Origin of the sequence: Salmonella sp. 2018103, from assembly GCF_026247685.1 — a bacterium.
GTDB classification, from domain to species: Bacteria; Pseudomonadota; Gammaproteobacteria; order Enterobacterales; family Enterobacteriaceae; genus Salmonella; species Salmonella enterica.
Window position 1 is genome coordinate 3925932 of the sequence record NZ_CP111029.1, and the last position, 26173, is coordinate 3952104.

At 49.0% G+C, this 26173-nt stretch carries 14 protein-coding genes; 5 read left to right on the forward strand and 9 right to left on the reverse strand.

The window, feature by feature from the left end; all coding sequences use genetic code 11:
- The first annotated feature begins 153 nt into the window (after window positions 1-153).
- The gene (locus OLG56_RS18980) at window positions 154-828 is read left to right on the forward strand and encodes a dienelactone hydrolase family protein (RefSeq protein WP_000588686.1); all 675 of its coding nucleotides are present in this window, start codon (window positions 154-156) and stop codon (window positions 826-828) included.
- Here the strand turns inward: OLG56_RS18980 and OLG56_RS18985 are convergent.
- From OLG56_RS18985 to OLG56_RS18995, 3 genes are all read right to left on the reverse strand, one after another.
- Window positions 825-1286 carry a DUF302 domain-containing protein gene (locus OLG56_RS18985; protein ID WP_061377144.1) on the reverse strand — a complete coding sequence of 154 codons (462 nt, stop codon included), beginning with the start codon at window positions 1284-1286 and terminating at the stop codon, window positions 825-827. The two genes, OLG56_RS18980 and OLG56_RS18985, sit on opposite strands and share 4 nt — an antisense overlap.
- Window positions 1287-1490: 204 nt before the next feature.
- Window positions 1491-2402 (reverse strand): STM4504/CBY_0614 family protein, encoded by a 912-nt coding sequence (locus tag OLG56_RS18990; protein ID WP_023214697.1) that lies wholly within the window; start codon window positions 2400-2402, stop codon window positions 1491-1493.
- A gap of 351 nt (window positions 2403-2753) precedes the next feature.
- A complete protein-coding gene (locus OLG56_RS18995; RefSeq protein ID WP_000864865.1) occupies window positions 2754-3362 on the reverse strand; it encodes a DUF1062 domain-containing protein in 609 nt (202 codons plus the stop codon).
- Window positions 3363-3849: 487 nt separating this feature from the next.
- On the opposite strand from OLG56_RS18995, the gene OLG56_RS19000 reads away from it, so the two are divergent.
- The 3 genes from OLG56_RS19000 (at window position 3850) to OLG56_RS19010 (ending at window position 7018) form a co-directional block, all read left to right on the forward strand.
- Window positions 3850-4107 carry a YjhX family toxin gene (locus OLG56_RS19000; protein WP_001054380.1) on the forward strand — a complete coding sequence of 86 codons (258 nt, stop codon included), beginning with the start codon at window positions 3850-3852 and terminating at the stop codon, window positions 4105-4107.
- 4 nt (window positions 4108-4111) lie between these two features.
- Window positions 4112-5743, forward strand: coding sequence for a class I SAM-dependent methyltransferase (locus OLG56_RS19005; protein WP_077948865.1), 1632 nt, complete (start codon window positions 4112-4114; stop codon window positions 5741-5743).
- A 558-nt stretch (window positions 5744-6301) separates the two neighbouring features.
- Window positions 6302-7018, forward strand: a complete 717-nt coding sequence (locus OLG56_RS19010) for a YebC/PmpR family DNA-binding transcriptional regulator (RefSeq protein WP_000532939.1) — start codon at window positions 6302-6304, stop codon at window positions 7016-7018.
- 477 nt (window positions 7019-7495) lie between these two features.
- Here the strand turns inward: OLG56_RS19010 and OLG56_RS19015 are convergent, their stop codons facing one another.
- Window positions 7496-8371, reverse strand: coding sequence for a phosphorothioated DNA-binding restriction endonuclease (locus OLG56_RS19015; protein ID WP_000199876.1), 876 nt, complete (start codon window positions 8369-8371; stop codon window positions 7496-7498).
- Between the two features lie 352 nt (window positions 8372-8723).
- On the reverse strand, window positions 8724-9146 hold the full coding sequence (locus OLG56_RS19020) for a fosfomycin resistance glutathione transferase FosA7.6 (RefSeq protein WP_061377147.1): 423 nt from the start codon (window positions 9144-9146) through the stop codon (window positions 8724-8726).
- Window positions 9147-9268: 122 nt separating this feature from the next.
- On the opposite strand from OLG56_RS19020, the gene OLG56_RS19025 reads away from it, so the two are divergent.
- Window positions 9269-9436, forward strand: a complete 168-nt coding sequence (locus OLG56_RS19025; RefSeq protein ID WP_154666328.1) for a hypothetical protein — start codon at window positions 9269-9271, stop codon at window positions 9434-9436.
- 141 nt (window positions 9437-9577) lie between these two features.
- On the opposite strand, the gene OLG56_RS19030 is transcribed toward OLG56_RS19025, so the two are convergent.
- From OLG56_RS19030 to OLG56_RS19045, 4 genes are read right to left on the reverse strand one after another with little or no spacing between them, the layout of a single operon-like run.
- Window positions 9578-11695: an ATP-dependent helicase gene (locus OLG56_RS19030; RefSeq protein ID WP_061377148.1), complete on the reverse strand. Its 2118-nt coding sequence runs from the start codon at window positions 11693-11695 to the stop codon at window positions 9578-9580.
- Window positions 11692-18033, reverse strand: a complete 6342-nt coding sequence (locus tag OLG56_RS19035; protein ID WP_061377149.1) for a DEAD/DEAH box helicase family protein — start codon at window positions 18031-18033, stop codon at window positions 11692-11694. Before OLG56_RS19035 ends, OLG56_RS19030 begins: the two co-directional genes overlap by 4 nt.
- The gene (locus OLG56_RS19040) at window positions 18033-22955 is read right to left on the reverse strand and encodes a DNA methyltransferase family protein (RefSeq protein WP_061377150.1); all 4923 of its coding nucleotides are present in this window, start codon (window positions 22953-22955) and stop codon (window positions 18033-18035) included. Before OLG56_RS19040 ends, OLG56_RS19035 begins: the two co-directional genes overlap by 1 nt.
- A gap of 2 nt (window positions 22956-22957) precedes the next feature.
- Complete coding sequence (locus OLG56_RS19045) at window positions 22958-25816, reverse strand: DEAD/DEAH box helicase (protein ID WP_061377151.1); 2859 nt, start codon at window positions 25814-25816, stop codon at window positions 22958-22960.
- Window positions 25817-26173: the final 357 nt, after the last annotated feature.

Below are 26173 nucleotides of genomic sequence, written 5' to 3' on the forward strand. Positions count from 1 at the left end.
GCCTGAATATGAACAGCATATTGGTTTACCAATATAAAATTTATCAACCAAAAATCAGGCCATAAAATGTGTCTGTACATTGACAGGAACAACGCCTCTGACATAGCGTGATCGGCGAAAATCCAGCCGCTCTCTTTGTATCAAGAACGCGTTATGATAAAAGACACCGTGTTTTTCGCCCCAGGCGTATCCGGGGGAAGCAACGCCTCCAGTCTGTCGAGCCGCCATCGCCGGGCAGCGATTATTCTGCATGAAATTTATGGTATTAACGCTCATATCCAACGCGCAGGCCATGAATGGATGACGCGCGGATTCGACATCTATATTCCCGCGCTGTTTCCTCACCATACCCCCTTTCGCTATGAACAGCAGGAGGAGGCTTACCGTCACTTTTCAGCAAATGTCGGCTTTGATCCCGCCGTCGTTACCACGTTACTCCACGATCTCAGAACGCAGTATGAGACGTTAATCGTCGTAGGATATAGCGTCGGAGCAACGCTCGCATGGCTAAGTGCAGCCAGTGGGTTATGCGATGGCGTCATTTGCTATTACGGTTCCCGTATACGCCAGTACCTTCATCTTGCGCCTCTCTGTCCGGCACTGGTTATTATCGCGCGTTATGAGCCGGCGTTTGATCCCCTCGCCATGCGACAGGCGCTGGAAAAGCGACCCCGGGTGCAGTGTAAAATGTACGATGCGCGGCACGGGTTCTGTGATGCTGATAGCGCCACCTTCGATGCCGCCTTATCGCATCAGGTAATGGACGATGTGAGCGCATTTATTCGCGACATCACTTGTGCAAACACATCGCCCGATTTTCAGCTTTAGTGGAGACTTTTTTCAACGAGCTGTTCCAGTTTTTTCAAAGCCTGTATGGCTGTGGCATCAAGACCATAACGTTGCAGCGTTTCGGCGGGATGATAACTGACTAACGTTCGCCCATCGGCTTGCTGGCTAATGAGCACCCGAAACGGTAAATCCAGCGCCAGTTCGGGATGCGCCAGCATGAGAGGCGTTCCGCCTTTAGGATTGCCAAAGACCAGAACCGTTGTCGGCGGCATTTTCAGGTTAACATTCTGTGCCGCTCTGGCATGATCAAATTCCCCAAATAACACCAGACCGTGATCGGCGACAGCGTGCATCAACCGCGCTCGGGTCTGCAAATAGTCATAAGCGCTGTAGGTTTTAACCATGGTTATCGCTCCATCCTCTGTTGCAAAGCCAGGCCTTATTAAGATTAACATCAGGGTTACCGCCAATAAAAAAGGCTTTAAAATAGTACTCATTCTTCTCTCTCCCTGACCCAATACCCATGAGTAAATGCGACACAGATGATATGCAGTTTAAAAATCAGTCATCGTACTGTACCCCTTATTATTGCACTGAACAGCTCATCACTAAAAAAACAGACGGCAGAACAAAAAATTCCGACGTCTGAACAAATTCAAATAACGATGATGCAGTCTGACTGAGCGACAGCGCGATCATTATTATGGCGCGGCACCATCTTCTTCAGCCCGCTGGGTAAGAAAAAATATACTCCGCTCAGTAAGATAATAAATACTACAGGCCAACTCTTCAGAGATACGGAGCATCATTGCGTAGTGATGATGCGATTTTTCTGGCGCCATCGGCAGAAATATTTCTGATTCCAGCACGTCACTTAAAAAATGAAATTTATGTACATATTCAGCAGATATAACGCCTCTCGCCATCAGATTAGCCATTAGTGTATTTAAACTATCTTGTTCATGATACACGATACCTTTTCTCTCATGAATTCTGAGAAGAACGCTTCTGAAGGCTGCATGACATTCCTTTACGACACAGGCAAAATCATTAAGCATCAGGCGATTATACGCTTCCATAAGATCATATTCGACAAAGCCATACTCTCCAGGAGAGTACAAATAATAACATATGTTTTTAAGCCGTTTTATTCTGCGCAACCTTACAATTCTACCATTTTCATATCGATATTTTAAACCATGCTCATGAAATAGATTATTTAATTCACTAATCGCCTTATCCGGTTCTAACCCAAGCGTAACTTCATAGGTCCGAAGGTAGGTATCTATATAGTTAAAAGCAAGTTCAATGGTATCAATATGCTTTCTTTTATCATCTGTTTTTAATAACAGATTACTCATTTCATCCAGATATGACGTTGAATGCGCATATAAGGTGAATAAGCCATACTCTTTGCGCAACGTTTTACATATTCTTCGATAAACTTCATCAGAATGACTATTATGATAGCAGTATAATGTCATATCATAAAAAGAGGAGCAATTTCCTAGCGTATTGATAATCAATAATATTATTTGCTCGCGTATTTCTAACGGAATATCTTCATATAACAGATCGCTATGCCTTAGTGAGTATGGTCTAAAGGTGTGCATTCCTCCCCCTTTAACCGCAACAGAACAGATTACGCTATAAATAGCGTCACATTACTCTAATTCAGTGGTTCGGGTATTAATATCAGCTCAACAGTGAGTCATTTTTTCTTATTTTTTAATGGTGTTGCGTGAATATTTATTTACTCTACAGTTAATTATAACCCATCTCCCTTTGTCATTCTGCTGATCATCACTGGTGCGAAAATCTGGATTATCCATGGCATTCAGTCTTCACTGAATGCCACAGACAAGGGTTATTCAACTAAAGCTCACCTGTCCCTTAGCCCTGCTTTCATTCCGTTACGTCACTGCCATACCAGCACACTTAAACGTAAGGTGAGCTTATTGTTTTTATCGACGGGTCAGAACAATCCTTCGCCGGTCATACAGTGTTTCAACAGAGAGCTGCAAGTCATATTTCGCATTCTTCAGTTTTCGCGATTTAAGCATTTTCATCGTGACGCCACTTATTTGCCCTGTTTCAATCCGTCTCTTGATTTCGGCTGCGCTTAACAGGAGTTGCTTCTTCAAAATCGACAGCAGGCTGACCTGAAAAGAACGGGAAATCCTGACGCTAACACTGACCTGCTTGTGGGAGGCGATACTGACCAGCCACCGTTCCTGAATGTGAAAATCAGGCTGCCCCGATAATTCAGCATTGTTTCGCTTCAGGATCGCGTTGTCATAAGCAAAATATTGCACCGTGGCGGCATCATTCGCCATCAGTCGACCATAAAGATCGCGGTTAATTTTGCTGACTGGCAGGCGTGAGAACAAGGAGATATTCCAGGTGTAATCGCAGTGTGTGCATTTATAGATACTCCAGACATCGAGTACCTTCTTTTGCGAATTAACCCGAAATGCCCCAGAAGGCGTGAAATCCCGTTTTACGCTGCATGAAGGGCAACGTTTCGCTATGCGCTGATACCCCACAGGAGTGACAGTCCATATGACTTTCATAACGTACCTTTTTTAACCCATACAAAACCGGATCCGAACTCAGCGGACCATAAATGTTTATGCATGAAAAATATTTAAGTGATATTTTTCAGTGGGTTAAAAAAAGATTTCCAACGCAACAACCCTGTCAATGGCTAAAAAGATACGTCGAGACTATCAAAGCGGCCATTATCGGGTATATGAGTTTAATCAATATTCATTATGGTAGCGGCGGTATCTATTCAAATGACTTACTAAACGCATGATCCTCCCTTTGAGATCACACTTTTCACTCCCGGTTATTCACTTACAGAAAACAGGTGTTATCATTCACGACGTAAATACCTTTCAACTCAACCCGAGGCTTTGATGCTGGAGAATGTCATCATCCGATAATCAGTTCCCCGACCTTTTCAGGCCGGACTGATTATCAATGCGCCGAAATCGAATGCGGACACCGCAGTGTGTTTGCACGTTTTGCCTATGATGATTAAACAGGTTCTTCAGTATGAATTTATCCCGTCAGGAACAACGCACCTTACACGTTCTCGCCAAAGGCGGACGCATTACGCACATCCGCGATGCGTCAGGCCGCGTCACCGCCGTTGAGTGCTATAGCCGCGAAGGGCTGTTGCTCGCCGATTGCACGCTCGCTGTATTCAAAAAACTCAAAACCAAAAAGCTGATCAAATCCGTTAATGGTCAGCCCTACCGCATTAATACAACCGGGCTGAACAACGTTCGCGCCCAGCCTGACAATCGCTAAGGAGATGATGATGGATATCAGCGCCGTTATTTTTGCAACGCATCGCATTCGGCTATTACCCGATGAAGGCAAAATCCCCTGGGACGAGCCAGCCTTCAGCCAACGCATGCTGGAAAATCATCTGTCGCAGGACCACGACTGGGCCAGCCGCCGGCTAACCGTGATTGAGCAACAGGTAACATGGATTACCCGTCAGTTACCCGCTGGCGCCCGCATTCTGGATCTCGGCTGTGGACCCGGTTTTTATACCCGCCTGTTAGCGGAGCGTGGGTTTCACTGCACAGGCGTAGATTTCTCTCCGGCATCCATCACATGGGCTCGCCAGCAGGCGCAAGCCGCAAACCTGAATATTGACTACATTCAGCAAGATATTCGTACATACCACCCCACGGAACCTTTTGATTTCATTATGATGACGTTTGGGGAACTGAATGTCTTCAGCGCTGCGGATGCGCAAAGCCTCATCAGTCATTGCGCGCAGTGGTTGAAACCGGACGGCAAACTGCTTGTTGAAGTGCATACCTTCGATGAAGTTAAACGCCAGGGCATGGCGCAGCCAGGCTGGCAGCGTTGTCCGCACGGCCTGTTTCTTGCCGTACCTCATCTGCTGTTAACGGAAAATGCCTGGGATGAAGAGGCCCAAACCAGCTCAACGCAGTTCTGGGCGATAGCGGAAAACGGCTGTACGACCCGTTTCGGCAGTCAAATGAAGGCCTGGCGCGATGATGAATATATCAGCCTGCTTGGTGATGCTGGCTTCACTGTGTTGCAGCGCCCGGACAGCCACACCTGGCCGGTCGGCGAGACTTTTGCAGGTAAGCTGTTTGCGCTGCTGGCTGAAAAAGCAACCACTTCTGAGGGTATTGCCCTCAGTAAAAGGAATAACCCAATGGATATCCCACGTATTTTTACCATTAGCGAAAGCGAACACCGTATCCATAATCCGTTTACAGCGGAAAAGTACGCCACGCTGGGCCATGCGTTACGCATGAAACCAGGCACGCGGATTCTCGATCTCGGTAGCGGTTCGGGTGAGATGCTCTGCACCTGGGCTCGCGATTACGGTGTTACAGGTACTGGCATTGATATAAGCCCGCTCTTCACCACACAGGCAAAACAACGTGCAGAAGAGCTCGGCGTCAGTGAATACGTACATTTTATTCATAACGACGCGGCCGGTTATATCGACGAGGAAAAATATGACGTGGCGGCCTGCGTAGGCGCCACCTGGATTGCGGGCGGTGTCGCGGGGACAATAGATCTGCTGGCCAAAAGCCTCAAACCTGGCGGGATCATTCTCATCGGTGAACCGTACTGGCGTCAGATCCCCGCAACGGAAGAGATCGCCCACGCCTGTGGCGTCTCATCCGTCGCCGATTTTCGTCCCCTGCCCGAGCTGGTCGCCTTTTTCGAGCAACTCGGCTATGACGTAGTGGAAATGGTGCTGGCGGACCCGCAAGGCTGGGACAGATATGAAGCCGCGAAGTGGATGACCATGCGCCGCTGGCTGGAGGAAAACCCTGACGATGAGTTTGCGCAAGAGGTTCGAACAGAACTGACGGTAGCCCCCAAACGTCACGTCACCTGGACGCGAGAATACTTTGGCTGGGGCGTATTTGCGTTAATCGCGCGATAACGTGAAGCAGGAGGTATAGCCTACAAGAGGTATACCTCCATTTAAAAGTATGCAACAAATTAACGCGGCTCAAGGCGGGAATATATCGTCTTAGAGACTATCCCACCAGGCGTTATTGGCGCAGCCAGTTTGGACACGGACAGCGCGCAAAAACCGGAGCGTACACGTAGTACGTGAGGATTTTGAGCACTGCCCAGGTCCAAAATGGCAAGTAAAATAGCCCTAATGGGATAGGCTCTTAATTTCGCCATTAAGTTTCTGCCACAATATGTCGCAAGACGTGCAAGCGTTCCACCTCACCTGATGAACGAAACCACCATCAATAAGACGTTATTGCTGCGATTCAATTATTAAAAATAAAAAAGAACCAGAAGAAAATTAAAAAATGACTTACCCACCATATTGGCCATTGTTAAAATCAAAGTAATCCCCCGTAAAAGCTGGATATTTTTATTTCTCATAGACGAGAATTTATATATTATGATATAATGCGGCAGAAAAACATGCAGGTTATTAACCTGCCATTAATGTAAATAATTCTTTGAGGAGATGTTTCCAGTGGGACGTAAATGGGCAAATATTGTTGCTAAAAAAACGGCTAAAGACGGTGCAACGTCTAAAGTATATGCAAAATTTGGTGTAGAAATCTATGCTGCGGCTAAACAAGGTGAACCAGACCCGGAATCAAACTCAGCTTTAAAATTCGTTATTGAACGTGCGAAACAAGCACAGGTTCCAAAACATGTTATTGATAAAGCCATTGATAAAGCCAAAGGTGGCGGAGATGAAACGTTCGTGCAAGGGCGTTATGAAGGCTTTGGACCCAATGGTTCAATGGTTATCGCTGAAACGTTGACGTCTAATGTTAACCGTACGATTGCTAATATCCGCACAATTTTTAATAAAAAAGGCGGGAATATCGGAGCGGCAGGTGCTGTCAGCTATATGTTTGACAATACTGGAGTGATTGTATTTAAAGGAACAGACCCTGACCATATTTTTGAAATTTTGCTTGATGCTGAAGTTGATGTTCGTGATGTAACCGAAGAAGAAGGAAACATCGTTATTTATACTGAAGCTACAGACCTGCACAAAGGAATTGCAGCGCTAAAAGCAGCTGGAATTACTGAATTTTCAACAACAGAATTAGAAATGATTGCTCAATCAGAAGTTGAACTTTCACCAGAAGATTTAGAAATCTTTGAAGGACTTGTTGATGCCCTTGAAGATGATGATGATGTGCAAAAAGTATATCATAACGTTGCAAATCTCTAATTATAAATTAAACAAATCTGTCTCTATGGCAGATTTGTTTAATTTATAAAGCTGTTATAAAAAAGTCTATCTGGCCAGATATATAGATTTTTAAATTTATGTTTATTAGTTGCCACTTGATCTGACACATAGCCTTGAAAGATTGAGAGTTACCGGTTTTGATATAGTGTCGAATCCTTATATAAAACATGAGGTAATTTTCATGTTTCATCCGACGAATCCCGTCAGCAAGCTAAGCAAAAGCCAGCAATATCGGGTTGCTTACAATCTCCCCGTGCTCTTTAAGGTGCCGCCCTTATAAATTCCGATTGTGCGCATGATGGCTCATCTGGCGCTCTACGCGTCGCTTGACCACAGGTGTGACTCCACCAGCGCGCTACAGACCATAGTGCGAGAACCGTGGCCGATTACTTTGATGCCTTTGATGTGATTCTGTTTTTAGCAGATAACGTATACCTCACTCAAAATCCCCCCAGATCAATGTCCTCCTCTGAACACCTCCCTCTTGTGCCATTCCACAAACCGTTCACCCGGATAATTTTCTTTCATCTGCGGCAACGCGATCTCTTTCCCCGCAAAATCCCAGAACAGCCGCTGTACCACTCCGCCACCATTCACCGCGTCGGAAACCACCACGCGCATATTTTCATCCAGACCAATCGAACCACGATCGAACGCTTTATGATGGATTGCGCACAACGCCAGGCCATTAGGTACTTCACAAGGACCATGATGCTGCTTCCATCTGATATGGGCTGCTTCAAGGGCTATAGGGGCGTTGTCGTGGCGCATATTGAAGCCGCAGACCGCACACTGATAATTGTAAGCTCGTAGCACCGCCTGGCGGAACTTCGGATCGCGTTGACGGAGAGAGGTGCGAATATCAAAACCCATCTCGTCAGCGATGTCTTCCTGAATACTGGTCGGAAAATGCGCCTCAAGGATCTGCTGCGCCAGCGTGTCGATTAGCTTACGTTTTTTTATTACCAGCGCGAAATTGACGGCATCAAACCCACCAGCAACATTATATTCAATGAGTTCGCGCTTGGGCGGCTGGCGGCTACCGCTGGTTGAGCAGAATTCCGCGTTTTGCAATTCCCAGAAACCATCGCCCTTCAGACGCCAGAACGGCATATCCGGGCGCTGTTCACGGCGCTGTGGCCCATAGCGCTCCAGCAAATCCAGCAATTGCTCATGAATTTCAGAACCATAATCAAACAGGCGATCGTGCCCCTGCCGATAGTGCGAGAGAACATATAACAGCAATAACGGCTTATGCGGCGCTCGCTGTTCGCCTTTGCGCCAAATAGTAATATTTGATATCGCTTGCTTTAGGGTTTTGTCAGAGGTCATTACATTGAAGAATTCATGAGCACATAGTTGCGATGATGCTCGCAACTATATGTACATTCAAGACATTATTGCAGACATACTTTTTGTCTGTCGGCTCTGTACTGACAGTTAGCATTCTGATAACAACGGAAAAAACACAGCGCTCAACCGAGAAAGGTAGGTAACTTCTGGATTTCATGCATAAAAAAGACCTAAGTTGAGGTCCATTTATATGCTTTTGATGCGAAGGCCGGACTCGCCTTTTCATTTAATTTATTGAAAATTAATGGGTTGTGAGATTTTAGTTTGGGGATTTGCCCCCAGAATGGGATGTAAAATTGAATACTGCGTGGAAGATCACAAAGTTGCGTGATTATTTTCCAGGACCGAAACGCATTCCAGAGTAAGGCCTCTCCCGGCACTGCGTCAGTCGGGATGCTAAATCTCCCACATGCAGCTCCAGCTTGTGGCCATCCGGATCAAGAAAATAGAAAGATTGCCCTTCGCTTTTATTGTCTTTCCAGACCGTCACTCCCGCCTGTTTCAGCTTACACGAGAACGGCTCAAAATCCTCTGGCGCAATGCTGAATGCGTAGTGGGTGTAGTCACTTTCCTGCGGGGCCACGTAGTTACGGGATACGTCGTAAGAAAGGCAGACCCAAAGGTCGCCACAGGTAAGGTAAGCGCCAGTATCCCACTCAGCATGTAGCTGCAACCCCAGCAAATCGCGCCAGAAGGTCAGGCTAGTTTGCAAATTACTGACAGCAAGCGTTAAGTGGTTCAGAGATTGAAGCATAGGGATACCTATAAATTATCATGTCTTCACAGGGAACGTTCTATCTCAAAAAAAAGGAAAATTGAGATAGTTTTAAGTGGCGGTCTGTATAACTCAAATTCATCAAATTTTGAGATAGCAACATGTCAATCAAAAGATCACCGGTACTTATTGCATTGTCCCAACTTAACGGAGTGGATCTGAAACTCAACCAACACTACAGCCGCGTGACGGACGATAAAGGCCGCTATCTTCCGTTTGACGAATTCTGCCGCCGTACGTCCAGCGGAGAAAATGTCTCTATCGCCTAAACGCTTACGAACTGCCCTAGGGATCCAAAGGGCTAAACTACTAGTGAAAAAAGATCTCAAATGGTGTCAATCAGCTTGCGAAAAAGCATATCATCAGCTGCGGGGCCAAGAGAAAAGAACCCTGGCCCACATAATAAAAGACTAGTGTACAGTTAGTAATGTACTCGGTACGCCATATGAAGAAACAAATAACCCTTTTACCGCACGGGTTGCTGCAACATGGAGTAGCGCACGTTCATTAAATAGAGCATCACGTTGTTCAACAGGATCGTCAGATGATATGGCTTTCACTTCCGGCACGACGCCATCGTTGATACCCGCAAGGAACACATACTGGAACTCTAGCCCTTTAATGCGGTGCATAGTTGCCATACGCACACCAGGGCGTTGATCACTATCACCACTATCCTGACCTAGATTATAGGTCTCGATTCCAGCATCATTCAGAGCAGAAGCATAACGCTCGTAAGCATGCTTCGTACGAGCGGTAATGCAGATATCTTGGGAACGAACATCATTGGCTAACAACGCCTGAATTTGCTTGATAATCGTCGCAGCCTCTTCTTTAAAATCTGAAGCATAAGTGATCATGGGTTTTTCACCATGAAGCAATGATAAATAATCGTTGCTGGAATCAGTTTCACCATCCAGGTTATCAACCTTAACGCCGGTTAATAACCCGACAGCAAACTGTCGCGTCTCTTCTGTAGTCCGGTAGTTAATTTTCAGTTTTTTACTACGACGCCCACGAACATTAATCCCACACTGACCGAGCACGACTTTATTGCGGTAAATACGCTGATGTCCATCACCCACAATAAAAAGATCGTTAGGAGACTCCGGGACTAGGCTACGAATAAGGGTAAAGGCCGGTGCACCTATATCCTGAGCTTCATCAACTACGATACTGCTATAAGGCAATTGCACCTGTTTTTCTTTAAACAGAATAATAGCCTCATGCATGGCATCACCCATTTCTCGCAGTTTGGCACGCGCCATTTGTGCCCGGAACTCTTCGAACACAGGCCAGATTTTCGCACGCTGAATACGTGATAACGCCGTACCTCGACCAATACGGCTCACCTTCAGATATTCTTCACGGCTGTAAACAGCATTCGGCTGAACAATACGTTGCCACTCTTCAGAATAAAAGTTTTCTGGTAAACCCAGTTCAGCAGGGACTTGCTGCAAGGCATAGTTCCAGCATTTACGTCGCCCTTCATCGCTGTCATACACCACGCGGAAATCATATCCATGGCGTTTCAGTTGCTCGCTCATCCAGGCATCAATGTTAACAACTTCAATACGCGCCATCTCCTCACGACTACACAAACGCTGGAGGTTGGCGCGAATATCCGCCGCCAGGTTGCGGGTGAAGGTCGTGAACAGGACTTTCTTACCCGGTTTATCGGCCAGACGTTGGGATAACCAACGAGCACGATGCATCGCAACAACTGTTTTTCCCGTGCCTGCACCACCTAATACACGTACCGGACCATTTGCCGGAGACTCCACCAGTTTTCGCTGGCTCGGGTGCAGGAACACACGCCATTTTTCCAGTGGCGCATTGAGCATTTGCAGTAGCTCCTGTTCATTTTCAACAACATGGAAGCGACGTTTACTTCGCTCAATCGCCTCAATAAAATCGTTAGTATCAACAGGCTCATTACGATGTTCGTTAAACTCTTCCAGCACTTCCTGGTAATCCAGCCCTTCTGCCAGCCAGTGTAGAGGTTCCCAAGCTTCCGCTGGCATCACGCTTTCTAGCTGATTCAGCCCCACTGTATCTACAAGAGCCATTACCTGCTCAATAAACACAGGAGGAACACCGAGCGCGAGGATCTGCTCCGCAGTATAAGCAGCAAAGAGTTTGGGTTTATCAACAACAACAGGTTCGGAGGCGGGTTTAATATAGCTGATATCAATTACCTGAATCGCACCAGTAACCGGGTGAATTGCACAATCATGTCGCCGCGCCCAGTCATAAGCTTCGTCGTGCTTATCCACCCACATCAGCATATACAGATCCCCCTGTACGGGTTTCAGGACTATTCCCCGGTAGGTCTGATCAATACGCACGGAATGCACGTTATTGCTGCGCGCATCGTGGATTTTTTCGTAGTTAATTCCATTACTCGTCGGATCCTGGCGGAACTTGGAGATGAATTCCTGGACCTTTTTTTGCTGTGCTTTAGGAATCCGCGCAAAAGCCCCCAGAAAACCATCAGAAAGTGCCACCATTGGCGCTTGAACCGTCATTTGTCACCTCCGAACAGATGTTGTAATGTGCTTTCGTCAATTGGCCCGAACGCAACGTGCCAACCCTTACTTTCGAATAAAGGAGTAAAGTCCTGATTATCGATAATCAAGGCTTGCTTTTGTAACGGCCAGGCGAGATCGGCTTCTGCAATAATTTCGCCATCGTCATCCTGCAATTCATATCCAACTGTCGGTGCCGGTAGTGATAACGACTGAAGCAAAGCGATTTCTTCTGCGCTCAATAAACCAAACTCAAGTATCTCCGCCCAGCTCTCGTCAGGCTGAATATCCACTACCACCGAAGTCTGCATTTTTACCGCTTCAGGCTCCTGCGGTAAATGGACCGCTTTACGGCTGGTGAATGTCATATCTGGCAGGAACTGCAGTAAATTCACCATCCACCAGAAACCGTTAAATCCGGCTTCATAGCCATCATCCTGCGAATAACGATCGTCAAAGCAAATATGCAGCCTCAACCAATTTCGCATTTGTTCAATGCTTGTCGTTGATTTAATGGCTTGTTGCGGTACAACAGCTGCCAGCTCAATGAACTGTTGTGATGAACTACAGCTATCCAGTAAACCACCAAATACAAAAGGTTCATCAGGCAAAAGTGCATTCAACCGATAAGCGGGAGCGTTCTCCTGCATTTCATAGGCATACTTTTGTTTGGCTCCGGTATCCTGCGACTTTTTAGGATCCAGCCACACCCAAGCATAGGCAGCGGCCATTTTCTGCCATAGCAGAGTTTTATTACCGGGATCAGAGAGATAATCGAGTAGCAGTGCAAAACTGTTTCTCTCCCTGAATGAACCTTCAAGCGTCGCAAAGTTTGTATCATGGAAAGGGTTATAAAACTTAGGCTGTTTCATATTCGGGTTATGACCAAGCCCCATGACATTCTGTACATGTTTAATACCTTGTTCTTGAAGGTCTGCCCAGGTCACTGTCCATACCCAATAATTACCGCTGTCTTTAATCGCCTGCCGTTTTTGGACATCATCCGACACGCTATCTTTATGAAAAGCAAAACCATCCAGGAAAATTGCTACCGGTTTTATCTTTTCTGACTGCATCAGAGGATAGAGCACATAATCTGGTCGGCTAAGGATGCCTACTCCTTCTTTAACCCCTAAATCAACCTGTGCTTTGAGATGCCAGCTCATCGCCGGTTCTGTACGGGTATTAATAATCCAGCCTGCATTCTGATGGGCATAACTCCGGCTCACGAGAAGATTTTTGTTATCCTGCAGGCAGTGAATGAACCGTTTTTCCAGTTCACTCCCCATCATGGCATCAAGCGAAATGTTTTTGATGGAATCAATAACGCGTATAGAAGCACTGGCCTTCAGGATTTTCGCCAGTAAGAGACGCGCCTGATCTCTTGATACATACTTCATACGCCCGCGGTCACGGTAAGCGTAAACACAGCGATAGCAGCCGTCTTTATGCGTATCATGGTTGCAGCTGCATTCCACTAGCGCCTTGTAGGCCAGCTCAAGTAATTTCAGAAGGTTGTCAGGTGTACGCATCAATTCTTTGAGTGAGCCAGTCCCCCCTGGTACGGTGTCGTAAATCACCAGATACTGACGCCAGGATTCGCCCTCATTTTCCGGCTCGCGATACACCACGCCTTTCAGATGATCCACGTTACCTTTGAAGTAATGTTTAAGCCCAAGCTGAATGGCTGCACCCAGGGAGGCTTCCACCACGCGATCGTTGCTGTAGCTGGTCACTGGCAGCAGGATACGCAATGCCTCAGATTCCAGTTGGCGATAAAGGTAGAGATAATCTTCAAACTTCGCTTTTTCGGGTTCAGCGCGATATTTACAGCTCAGGTCATGGCGTGGTTCATGGTCGCGAGGGCGCTGCACCATGCCGCAGCCGAGGCAAACTTTAAACCCGGTGCGTTTCTTTGCCTCTCCTGCGATCATCAGCTCATTGGCGTCATCCGCCATTTTGCCAAAGTTGATATCTCGCAGAGTCACTTTGCTCAAAAACTCAAAGCCAAACGGGATTTCTCCTTCATCAATAGCATAAGCGGCCGATACATCCTCTTTTTCGAAGCTGACCAGTAGCTGTCGCTGGAAGAATGCCGGTTCGCGACTATCGCTCTCATCACTGATCTGGCTGTCACGCGCGCTTGAGCGGGCATAAACCTGACGAAGCTTCAGTAATGTCGTTTTTTGCCCGGCATCAGCCCAACCTGGTGTGCCACATTTTGGACAGTATTTATGCTGATCGCCGGTCTGGTCAATATTCTCGCTGTAGTTACAGTGGCTGCAAATACGCCAGTTTTCAGGCTCAGACACTTTCAGGTCAATCTGTTCGATTTCAACTTTATGCCCGCCCGCATAGAAGTTATTCAATGGAGCAAGCTCAGCCAGCGCCGTTGAAGCCGGACGTTCGTATTCGTAGGTCGTGTTCTGATATTCACGTGTTTCCCCACCGTCCTTGCGCCGCCACAGCACAGAACGCAGCGTAATACCGGCCTCCGGGAAGGCATAGTTGGGAAGTAATCCTTCATCGGTGAGGAAATTAAGCGTTTGCTTGTTGTTGATCTGGTTCACCAGCGCCATCAGCGCCTGACGTTCCGAAGTCAACTCGCGCATATCGCTGTCAAAGTTTTGATCGTGCGGATCGCTCTCCAGCTTGTCGATACTGCGCTTGAGCTTATCAATCCGGGAACGCAACGATTTGCGATCCTCCACCAGCAGTTTTAATGCTTCTTCTATACGTTGCACCAGAGAACGTTGTCCTGGTGCTCCTTGCAAATATGACAGGAGCTGTAGACGTGTGTCTTCCGTAAGGTCAGGGAAGATAGACGAGAACTGCTGAGCAATATACACATGATGCTGATCAACATAACGCAGGAAGTTATATGGGAACCCAGACTTGTGTCCAAACTCCAGCTCGTCCAGCATCTGCTTCACATTTTTGCTGATAGCAGATGCCGGGACGCCAGTTTTCACCCAGTTGTCCATGCAGAATGCGGCCAGCTGACGCTCCAGGATAGCCGTTGCGTTCAGGAACACACCAGGGGCCTGTACCTGCCCTTGCATCATCTCCAGAGGTTGTTCAAAGAAGAACTGATCGTGCGGGTTCCCCTCAGCCACCGTAATGTTAAGCGCATTGCCGTCTTTACGCCCGGCACGACCAATACGCTGTAAGTAATTAGCCTGCGCGGGTGGAACAGAACAGAGTAATACCGTAGAAAGGTCACCCACATCGATACCCATCTCCAGCGTCGGTGTTGCCGAGAGCAGGTTGATATTCCATGGCTGATTACCGCGGTAGAACGATTGTTCCGTAGCCTCACGATCTTCACGGCTCAGTAATCCGGTATGCTCTGCCCCCTGAACACGCGCGATGTCCATATTATCCCAGTGCCAGGTCACCGCATTTTCAGCTTCCTGATAGCGGCCTTCACAGCGCAGAGAAAGACATGGCGCGTTTCGCCAGTGCCACCCCTGATCGGCCGGTGCCCGAACAACCTCACGACAGCAAGAGCAGTTTAGCTGAACAACATCACGGCTCACCACCAGCGCCGAAGGTACCAGCCCCCATGCTTCTTTGCCTTTTGTATCAAAATCTTTTACCAACCCAGCCATTTTCAGTGCCGCAAACAGACGTCGTAAAACCGTCTCGGCCAGGCTGCTGATAAACAGATTATTGCCGTTGCTGAGCGTTCGGTTGATCCAATGCTGATACCAGCTGGGGTTGGATTTCGCGCCAATCAGGCGATGGAAACCATTTATTTTTTCAAATGATGCATAGGCAGGTTTACGCGTTTTCGGGCCAATAGACGGCATATAGCGTGAAGTTCGCTCCTTCTGCGTCATCATAAAGGTCTTACCCTCACGCCGATAACTTTCGAACGCCGGATGCAGAACAGCTCCCGCCTGCCGCTGATGCCAAAGAACGCCAATCACCAGGTGTGCCACCTGCTCAACGCTGACCCCAACCATTTCATCACCCAGCTCTTCGACAAGCTGTTGGTGAAGCGCCGTTATCGCTGAATTGAAACGTGCAATATCAATTCCTGCAGCTGCGTAACCCGTGGCCTCAAGCGTACGTCCAATTCGCGCGCGTAGGGTAAATTCGCTGTATACCTCCCAGTCGAGACGAAGAGAAACCAGCTCCGGTAAATCGGAACTCTCTGCCAGCTGGCCTTCGTTCTTCAGCGTCTGGTAATCGTTCATCCACTGCATGTTGGGCGCGATGAAGCTCGCGACAAAATGAGCATCATCCGGTGAACGCTCACGCGTCTGTCGGCAGACGCGTGCCGCAAAGGTATCCAACGGTAACGTTTCTTTTTCACCCAACACGCTGGCGATTTGTCCGCGTACCATCAACGGCCAGGTTCGGGCGGTAAAGAAACTGGCGCGGTGTGCGGCATCCTGTACCGAGTCAGAAAACGTAATCAGCTTTTTATGTTCGTTGAACTGGCTGCCATAAAGCTGATGGATCATCACCGCCGACAGGCTGGCTGCCTGTGACCCAAGAATCGAAATACCCTGTTTGCTGTTGCAGTACGGGCATTCGTTGGCAAATTCCAGCTCATCCTTACGCTCTTTGAGCATATCCGGGATAAGTACTTGTAGCAGACCAGTATGGCCACAATGCCCGCACTGCACGTTAGATTGCTTATTGAGCTTTAAACAGGAAGGGCACAGCTTCTGGTGAACACCGCTGACAGGTTTATCGTTGTTATCCGGGAAGGCCAGTACAATAGAACGGCCTTTTTCGAAGAACTGACGATAAATACCGTCCAGATCAGTTTCGAGTTGAACGCTCTGACCATGGCGCAGGCTCGCCCACCCGGTAGCATGGCAGTCACGACAGTGAATAACGGGAAGATAATGTTCGCGGTCTTCCACCGCGACATCATCAGCAAAAACAAGCTCAGGTGTTTTTGACACGCTGGCAACCAGGCGGCGCATCTCGCGCAACCACAGCTGAGAACGTAGTTGCACAAAAGGCAGAACGGGACGTGCTTTATTCGCCTGTAGGCGCTTTTCCCGATCTTCCTGTTTTTCTGGAACCTCCAGGCGTGCCTGGGCAATTAGTGCCAGAATGCTTTGCAGCACGCGGGTTGCATGCCCGGCGCTTTCCGCCAGCATCACCTGGAGATTTTCCAGGCACTGCTGTTCCGACAAAATCCCCCCTTGCAAATCCTCAAGGAGTACGTGCAGGATGCTGTGGCGACGTAACAATGAGCCCAACTCAATACGCTTTTCACGTCCGAGATCGCTGTCCAGATCGGCAGGTAATTGCAGTGAACTATCCGGAAACCATAGTGAAATTTGTCCGTTCAGATAATCTACCGGGCTGGCGTACGTTTGCGGATCCAGCGCAGCGCTGACATCCTGGCCCGGATACTGACTGTACTCGATGGTATAACCTTGCAGATATTCCGCCGCCGTGTAGCGATCTTCGCGAATAACCGCGTCATCGCTAAACGGCTGATCAAAGATCGTTTTCGCATAATCGAGTAGTTGTCCCAGTTCGTCACCTACGGTAGCCGACGTCCCCACACAGGCAAAACGCTTGTCATCGACACCAATATGATGCTTTAAGCGACGCACCAGACAGGCCAGATCCGACCCCTGCGCACCATCAAACGTATGCAGTTCATCTACCACCAGATAACGCAGTGACCCAGGCTGGTTATAGCGCCAGAGCTTCTGATCGCCTGGGCGCATCAGCAGGTAATCCAGCATCTTATAGTTGGTCAGCAGGATATCCGGCGGGTTCTCGCGCAGGGTATGTTTGCAGGTGATGACTTTATCCGCAGACATCTTTTTGCTGGGCTCGATTTCACTGTCGCCGACAAACAGGCCGACGGTCACTTTGCCATGCAGCTGCGGATCGCTGGCGATGGTTTTGGCGAAACGGCTGGCCTGGTCGGTTGCCAGAGCGTTCATTGGATAAATGATGATCGCTTTAACACCGGCCTCTGATACCCCAGCACAATGGTTAAGCAGCGGGAACATAAAACATTCCGTTTTACCGGAACCCGTCCCGGTCGCCACCAGCGTCGGCAGAGGCACCTCGATACCCAGGCGCTGGAACGCCTGCGCCTGATGAGCGTGCGGTGGGAACGGCAGCGTCAGGTTAGGGAAGAAGTTCAGCGGTAAGTCACTTTTGCGAAACGGCAGCTGAGCGGAAAGATACGGCCCTTTCAGCAGCGTTTCCGGCTGGGACAGAAATTGCTCCAGCATCGAGACGTTATTATTTTCTTCACCATTAAACAGCGGGCTGTTAAGCGGGAAGGCTGCCCGTAAAAAGGAGGCAACGCTGTCGGCAACCTGCCGACTGACAACAGAAGGCAGCATCAGACGCTCTCCTTATCTTGTGCAAAGAATGCCCAGGCCACTTTGTAGTCGTCTTCACGGTCAGGTTTGATAAAAGGTGCCTGCCAGATGACGGTTCGGCGCTCGCCTTCATCGCTGCGTGTATAATCATCAAAAGTGACGCTGACAGTGCCGGTTTGCAGATGCTTGACATCATCCCAGCCGATGGCTTGATCGGTGCAGTCGCCGCCGGTCCAGTCTGGGCTGTCGACGTTAAAGACAAAACCGTTTTTCAGGTCCGCTTTACGCGCGGTACGCGGCAGGCCAACGCCCACTAGCCCTTTGCTTGGGGTAAAGATAATTCGGCCGTTTTGATCGTACCAGGTATCGGCTTCGTACTGACGCATTACCGGGAACTGGACGCGATATAAAGTCAGCAGCTCTTCGAGGGTTAAACCCAGCGCCTGTGCTACCAGCACGTCGATTTCCACCAGCGCCTGACGGCGACTGTAGTCAGAGCGTAAGGCGTAATCACGCTGCCACTCAGGGGTCAGATTGGCGAAGAAATCTTGTGGAAGTTGCGGGAGATTGCGGCTCCAGCGCTGGGTGTTGAAATCTGGGTTATAGCAGGATTGCCAGAGACCAGCATAATCTTTCGTTAACACGTTCAAAGCTAATGCTCTTGAGTTTGCACTCATTAGCTCAACATAAGGGAAGCAACGCAATGTAGATTCATAAACATCCGCCCGCCCTGTTGTTTTCAAATAAAAATCAGCCACTATTGAATGACAAAATGCTGAAAAGCTTAGCAGGCTTTTTGGCTCTCTGAATGTCGTTGAGAGTACAGGGTGTATATGAGCAACGTGCTTTGGAACTATGCTAGAGATCATAGAACGTTCTGATGATGCTCCAAACATTCTCCGATTCACAAAACGATAATAATCCGTCACCTTCCTCGGCTCGTCTTCACCAGGTTCAGTCCAAGTCACTCGTGGAGTACGTTTGGCATACTCCTGCACATCACATGCTGGCATATAGTTAGTACGCGGCAAGTAATCGTCGGGCAGGGTTAGCAGGTCGAGGCAGTCATAATCGCTGTTTAACGTACAGTTTTCGCGCGGAGTCTTGTAGAACGGTGTCCCAACAAAGAAGTGCGGGCCAGATAAAATCCATTGTGAGGAATTCTCTGGAAACTGAGTTTCACGAATCATAGTTCCATCGTTTTGGGCGTTAACTTCATTCCAATGCTGGGTTGAATAATAGCTATCCCCTAAATCTCCTAACTTCGTTTTCTGGTCGGCAAATTTATCCAGCACAGCAACTAGTTGAGTTGCATGAAGAGCTGGCAAGCGGGCTTGGCACGCAGGAGTTCCTTCACTGTCATAAAGGCGAGCAAATAATTCCAGTTCATGAGTGGTGATACTTATTAGTCGAGAACGGTGACCTGATGTGTTCCATACAACCTTTAACTTACCCTCGTACTCAATCTCGTCCTTTATCCCGGGTATTTCTCCACCTCCAGAATGATCAAAACATGCATCAATGGTCTGTGGTGTATACAAATTAGATATGTGTTCAAACCCTACAAGGCTAGGACTGGCAGAATAAATATTGCTGCTAAACTTCGCATGATGATCAACTTCAACAAACAAATTTAGCTCATTCTGAAACTGAAAATGCGCTCTCAACCTCGGATACACCGACGCGCGCAATTGCCCGCCTTTCGGGTCATCATAAATCCCTTCAGGGTGTAGGAACCCTGCCACACCTTTACGCGCTCCCAAACGCCACGCCTGAGGAAGGAAACATTTATACAGATTCGCTTTTTGACCCGCCAAAACAGCGTAATTCTGCTGCGCATTAAGGAAATTCTGCATCCCCTCACAGCCTTCATATTCGCTGCGCCAGGCCTCTTCCAGTGCCGGAATCTGATTAAAGGTATCAATACGCAACGTCGCTAGTTTAGAAGCGCTCAGCTTACGCAGTACAAATTCCGGCTCGAAGTCGCCCAGCACGCCAGCTTCCTGCCATTCCACCCTTAGCCACGGCGGGTTTCCGAGCATCAGGTCAAAACCACCGCGCTCGGCGAACAGATCGCTGAATTCCAGATCCCAGTGGAAGAAACGATGTTGCTTCTTCAGCGCATCAACAATCGCCAGACGTGGCAAATGGCGGAACAGCACATCGGTTTTCAGGCGACCAGCACCGGAAAACAGCGAAGACTCTTCACGCACCATGCCCTCGTCGGCAAACAGATCGCCGGTGGCCTGCTCTGCGGCTTCAGTGACTCTTTCCGTGACGACAATACCATCGAGCAGAGTCTCCATCTCCATCAGCCACATACCGCGATCGGGCAGTTCATCCGCTTTGTCGATCGGCCAGAACCACAGCGCACACCAGTAGTCCATCACCCAGCGCAGTTTCAGATAGGTACTGTTATCTTCGAGGCGGCCGCTGAAGGTTTCATCTTTGCTGCTTAAAGAAGAGCGGGCTTGGTTCGTATTTTCCGCAGGCCAAACCGGATAATTGTCGGCGGTTTTCTGGCGCTCAGCTTTCAGCTGCTGACGAAACGTGTTCCAGAGCGCTTCCACTTTGCCGCTGATGCGCTGCACATCGGCAATCTCATGCGGTGCAAAGCTTTTGGTAAACTCTTTGCGCCAGCTGTCCAGCGCTTTGAAATCATCCGGATAGCGCTGCTTAACGGTTTTGTCGCTGTAATTGGCCATGCCGCTGTCCGGCAGCAGGAAGTGGAAAATCTGCTTCTCTTCGCGCGGCGTATTCATCGCCAGCTCGGCCGGTTCACTGTTAAGCCAGCTCGGATCTTTCGCTTTTTTGTAGGTCAGCTCGCTCTTGTTGAACACCTGACGGCGTGCGCCCACCAACGAGTTGCCACAGTGCAGCTGGTAGCCAAACCACGGTACAAATGTATCGCCGCTGATGGCGTTCAGCCACAGCGACACTTCCGCCAGCTCCACCGCCACCGGGTTTAAGTCCACGCCGAATACGTTGTTGTCGGCAATGTACATCTTCACCCGTTGCAGCTCCTGGGTGTAGCGATCCTGAGGAATACGGCGACCTTCCGCCTGCTGTTTGTGGAACAGGTAAGCTTCCGCCAGCTGGTTGATGGCTTCGTTAAGGAATGCTGCGCTGCCCATCGCCGGTTCGCACACGGTGAGGTTTAATATGGCGTCGGCTTTGGCGTGCGGATCGGTAATCGGATCAATTTGCTCTTTAAACAGCTCTTTCAGGGCATATTTGACTAACGAGCGGGTCAGCACTTCCGGGGTATAGTAAGAGGCGGATTTTTCGCGGTCACGCCCGGCCATCCGATAGATAAAGCTGCCTTTACGGTGAATACGCAGGCTGCCGTCTTTTTCGTAAACCTTCTCGTCGTCGTGGTATTTGCCGATCTCGTCTTTGCTGACGAAGTAGCCTGTCTCCAGCTCGTTAAACTCTTCTCCGGCTTTTTTCACCTCGTAGAGGTCATCACTGGCAAAAAATCCTCGGTAGGAGAGCAGCGCTTCATACACTGCACCCAACTGGTTGATACCCAGCTGGCGATAGGAGATACGCCCCCGGCGGTTAAAACGCCCTTTACCCGGGCGGCTTAACGACATCGCCTGAATAATTTGTTGTAGGGTTTCGTTGCGAAACACCACGCGGTTAAGAATGCGGGTGTTATTCGCTTCAAACAGATGGCTTTCAAGGCGCGGTACGCTGAACTGATGGCTGTGAATAGTGATCTGATCGCCGCTCTCCAGATCGCTTTGCATTTTCACGCCGCCGCTGTAACCGTCACGCACCAGCTTGAACAGCATATTCAGGCTATCGTGGAAGTAGCGCCCATTGCGATCTTCTTCGTTTGTCAGCGGGATCATCTCCAGATCGCGCAGTGTTTCCAGGCTGTAACCCTGCAGATAGGTTTTGGCGGTCATCGGCGCATAGCCCAGCTCCGGGCGAGCTTCGATATAGAACAGAAACAACAGGCGATACATATACCGCAGGCATTCGCGGCTCAACTCATCCGGGTTAATAGCTCGTTTCCCGGTGTAATAAGCCAGCTCGTTGTTGATGAGATAACGCATCGCTTCATTGCCCAACAGCTCAATGCTCTCACGCAGGGCATATTTCAGATCTTCCGACACGCCAAACGCATGTTTGTGCGAATTGTCATCCAGCGAATCGAGGTACGGCGCACCGCTGCCTGGCAACAGCGAATCTTTGTGTAGCAACACCGACGTCGCTTTCAACGTATCCGTTTCACGGCGGCTTAAAATTTCTTCAAAATCAAAACGCAGCAGACGGTTTTGCGCCCACTTAGTACGATCCAGCAATAACAGCTGGCGATTGCCAAGCAGCAGCACAAAACGCGGCGGTTCATTTTGTGTGAAGACCACCGTGGAGAACAGATCCTGCCAGCTGCGGTATTCGCCGTTCGCTTTTTTACGCAGACTGTCGCGCTTATGTTTATCGGTATCTACCGGGAACTGCGCGGTCAGCAGCGACAGCGCCAGCGGATCCAGCGTTCCTTCTTCCTGGTCATGTGCTTCAACAATCCACAGCCACGGACTACCGTCGGTGCTGTTGTAACGAGCCAGTACCGGCAAAGGCGTATCGTCATCCAGCATCTGAATATGCGGATTGAGTTCATAACCCAATGCCTTTAACAGCGGCTGCCAGCGACTGCGCTGATCGGCAAGACGCTGTGGGATCTGGCGCTGTTTCTCATGTTCAGTAAGTTTGCGGAAAAACTCTGTCGCCAGGCTGTAAAGCTGGTTCCACGGTGCGCGGTAGCCCGCCTCAACCTCTTTGCCCTTTTCACGGGCAGCACGTTCAGCTTCGCGAGCGGCATTTTCCTGCTCAATCCAGGGCTCCAGAACATCGCGAATATCGCTGGTAAAGACTTCGCCCAGATAGTGGTTGGAGTAAAATTCGTTTTCGTTATTAATACCGACCAGCGCCATGATTAGCCCTCCGCTCCGGTGATTACAGCAATAACCTGAATGTAGGGCTCTTTTTCGGTGGTCATGGTGTCCTCAATCCATTGGATATAGCTGTCAAAATTGTGTTCGATTTCGCGCTGACGCTGTTCTTTGCGGCTCTGTTTCACTGAAAGCTGCTGTTTATTATCGGCAAAATCCAGCTCCAGTTGATTCAGCTGACGCCCACGCAGAACGTCCAGCTTCTGTAGATGCTCATTGAGCTGCTGATTGATACGCTCTTCAAAAGCATTTCGATCGTGAACAAACACATCCCGCGCATGGGCGATTGCCGCTTCCAGCAGATCCTGCTGGCGTTGATGGTTACGATTTTTACCGCCACTGTTAGTCAGCTTGCTACTCAGTTGCGGATGTCGTTTCAGGAACTCAGCAAAAGGCAGGCTACCGCTTAACGTTTCGCGGTTAAAGCTCACCACCAGCCACGGGTTCACCATCGGGTGCGACTTACGGTTCGGGAACAACCCGGAAAGGATGAAATGATCCTCATCAGGTTCAAACAGGTGCGGCAGACGCATCACCGGAGCCTGGTGGCGACCAAAGGCAGACTGAATTTTGTCGTCTAACCACTGCACGACCGGGTTAATTTGCCAGAGATACTGCACATCGGGCCAGGCATGTTGCTCACCGCGCGCACGCGAAATGGCTTCCGTAATAACAGTTTTGTCCTGGCTTAGATAAAGCTGCCAGTTTTCCGGCGCAATTTCCGGCGGTAACTGGTTAAAACGACGGCGTAACTCCTCCGGTGCGACCAGCGATAAGGTGTTATCAGGCAAGGTATCGTATTGCACTGTCTGGCCGCAGGCCTTCAGATAGCCTAGCGCTTTTTCGCAGTATGCCTGCTCATTATCAAACAGACTAATGTCGCTTTCGGTCACGGTCGAAGCATCGCTGGACACTGCGCTGCAGATTTCGCCAAACAGGTCGTGTTCAGAATTTTCAGTGACATTGCTATTCAACAGGTCGTCGAACAGGCTGGCGCCATCGTCCTGCATCATGAATTCAGCAACCTGCTCTTCTTCCTCTTCCTGGGTAAATTTGCCGGTAAATTCGGAACTGTCGCCGATATTCTTCTGCGCCTGTTCGTCTTTATTGATCAGCACTTCCAGCACGCGCATATCACCGTTGATCTGCGGTTCACTGGCTTCAGTCAGCAAGTAACGGATCTGTGGCTGGTGTTTTTGCCCGTAGCGGTCAATACGTCCGTTACGCTGCTGGAATACCATCAGCGACCACGGAATATCGAAGTGAATCATTTTATGGCTGAGGTGGTGCAGGTTGATACCTTCAGACGCGACATCCGAGCAGATGAGCAGGCGCAGCGGAGACTGGGATTTGCCAAACGCTTCGACGGTTTCCATCAGAACTGTATCGCCCTGATCGCCTCGCAACGTGGCAATTTGATCGTCTTTCAGCTTGAGATCGGAACGCAGTTGCTGCTCAAGGAACTCAAGCGTTTTGATACTCTCGGTAAAGATCACCAGACGATCTTCCGTGTTATTCGCTTTCCAGCGGAGATCGTTACGGATGGTCTCCAGCAATAACTGATACTTGCTGAACTGACTGGCATCAATATTATTGAGCGCCAGCAGCAATGACTCTAATTCGTTAATCTGGCTCTGACTGTTTATTTCTTTGCGGTTCTCCAGCCGCTTCAGGCGGTTAGCCACCACGCTGGCACATGCCATTGGACTGGAGAACAACGCTTTTTCGAGCGTAATTTTGAACAGGCGACCTTTATTTGACCGCGAGTCTTCATCATCATCGTCACAGAACTGACTCTCAACCAATCGGTGGTAGGCTTCTTCTTCAGCTCCGGTTGCCGGGCGTATCAATTTGACGATATTGCGCTCCGGAAACTCGCCAGCCATCTGATCTTTTACGTCTTTTTTAAAGCGACGCACAACCAGATTTTTGTCGGCAAAATCGGCGTATTCATACTCTTTAGGATTGGCAATAGCCGTCGGGTCGAGCATGTTCATCAGGCTAGCAAAACTTTCAGCCTTACCGTCATGCGGCGTGGCCGAGAGCATAATGAGCGTATCGCTACGCCCGGAGAGCAATTTTGCCAGTTTGCTGCGTAAGGAACTGGTCCCACGTTGAGCGACGTTATGTGCTTCATCGATAACAATAATATCCCACCAGGCGTTTTCCAGGTGGTGGCGATATTCGATGTCTTGTTTCAGAGTATCGATGGAGATAATGGTCTTATCGAAATAGTGGAACGGGTTGTGGTTGGTTGGGATGCGGTTACGCACCTTTTGTAAACCAGCGGAGTCAAGCCGCGTCAACGGAATAGCAAAACGGCTCCAGAACTCTTTCTGGAATTGCGTGAGCATGGATTTAACCGCCAGCACTAGAATGCGTTTGCCACGTCCGCGGCGAATCAGCTCTGAAACCAGGATACCGGCTTCAAGCGTTTTACCCAGCCCTACCGCATCAGCAATTAATATCCGCTGGCGCGGTTGCGCCAGTGCCATGCGCGTGGGATCGAGCTGAAAGGGCATGGAGTCCATCGCAGCCTGATGCCCAAAATGGACTTTGCTGTCAGTCGGGACGCGTTGGCGTAGCTGGCCCTCTATGTACAACTGAGCCGCCTGGTAATTGGCTGACTCATCTTCCACCAGATTTGTTTTTGCTGGATCTAGAATCTCGACTTTTTGCTCCAGCTTTGTCAGAAATAGCCCTTCTTTACCGCGTACCAGCTCCGAAATTCCATCACAGGTCAGCAGGTGGCCACCATCTCCGCTGTCATCCGCCCGGCGAATGCGCCACTCTGCATCACGAATAACCACCCGCATCCCAGGTGCATAATTTTGCTTATTCATCGGTTTTTCTGTCTGTATGAGGCAGTGGCGGTAACACTATCCCGAGCGATGTAGTGCGGCACACTGCGATAAAAAAGAGGGCCTTAAAGATAACATGAAGGGCAGCGTCAGGGGGATAAAATGGAATGTAATGCGCAGAAATCACGCATAAATTTCAAACAACGATAGTTAAAAAGTGAGCTGGGTCAACTCCCCCACACTGAGTCGATGAGGGAGAAGCCATTTAGCCTACAGCGATATAGCTATTTGGCAGATGATCTGGGGCGGTAACTACCCGGCATGTAATTTATCGTTCAACCTGATGTAGAATTCACGAGGTAAACAGAAAAGAGCTTCTATAAAGCCCCAGTAGATAAG

Bases quoted from the DNA above. Each gene is read 5' to 3' on its own strand.
- OLG56_RS19000 (WP_001054380.1), top strand. From the start codon at position 3,850: ATGAATTTATCCCGTCAGGAACAACGCACCTTACACGTTCTCGCCAAA.
- OLG56_RS18990 (WP_023214697.1), bottom strand. From the start codon at position 2,402: ATGCACACCTTTAGACCATACTCACTAAGGCATAGCGATCTGTTATAT.
- OLG56_RS19005 (WP_077948865.1), top strand. From the start codon at position 4,112: ATGATGATGGATATCAGCGCCGTTATTTTTGCAACGCATCGCATTCGG.
- OLG56_RS18985 (WP_061377144.1), bottom strand. From the start codon at position 1,286: ATGAGTACTATTTTAAAGCCTTTTTTATTGGCGGTAACCCTGATGTTA.
- OLG56_RS19025 (WP_154666328.1), top strand. From the start codon at position 9,269: ATGTCAATCAAAAGATCACCGGTACTTATTGCATTGTCCCAACTTAAC.
- OLG56_RS19045 (WP_061377151.1), bottom strand. From the start codon at position 25,816: ATGAATAAGCAAAATTATGCACCTGGGATGCGGGTGGTTATTCGTGAT.
- OLG56_RS19020 (WP_061377147.1), bottom strand. From the start codon at position 9,146: ATGCTTCAATCTCTGAACCACTTAACGCTTGCTGTCAGTAATTTGCAA.
- OLG56_RS19035 (WP_061377149.1), bottom strand. From the start codon at position 18,033: ATGCTGCCTTCTGTTGTCAGTCGGCAGGTTGCCGACAGCGTTGCCTCC.
- OLG56_RS18980 (WP_000588686.1), top strand. From the start codon at position 154: ATGATAAAAGACACCGTGTTTTTCGCCCCAGGCGTATCCGGGGGAAGC.
- OLG56_RS19040 (WP_061377150.1), bottom strand. From the start codon at position 22,955: ATGGCGCTGGTCGGTATTAATAACGAAAACGAATTTTACTCCAACCAC.
- OLG56_RS19030 (WP_061377148.1), bottom strand. From the start codon at position 11,695: ATGACGGTTCAAGCGCCAATGGTGGCACTTTCTGATGGTTTTCTGGGG.
- OLG56_RS18995 (WP_000864865.1), bottom strand. From the start codon at position 3,362: ATGAAAGTCATATGGACTGTCACTCCTGTGGGGTATCAGCGCATAGCG.
- OLG56_RS19015 (WP_000199876.1), bottom strand. From the start codon at position 8,371: ATGACCTCTGACAAAACCCTAAAGCAAGCGATATCAAATATTACTATT.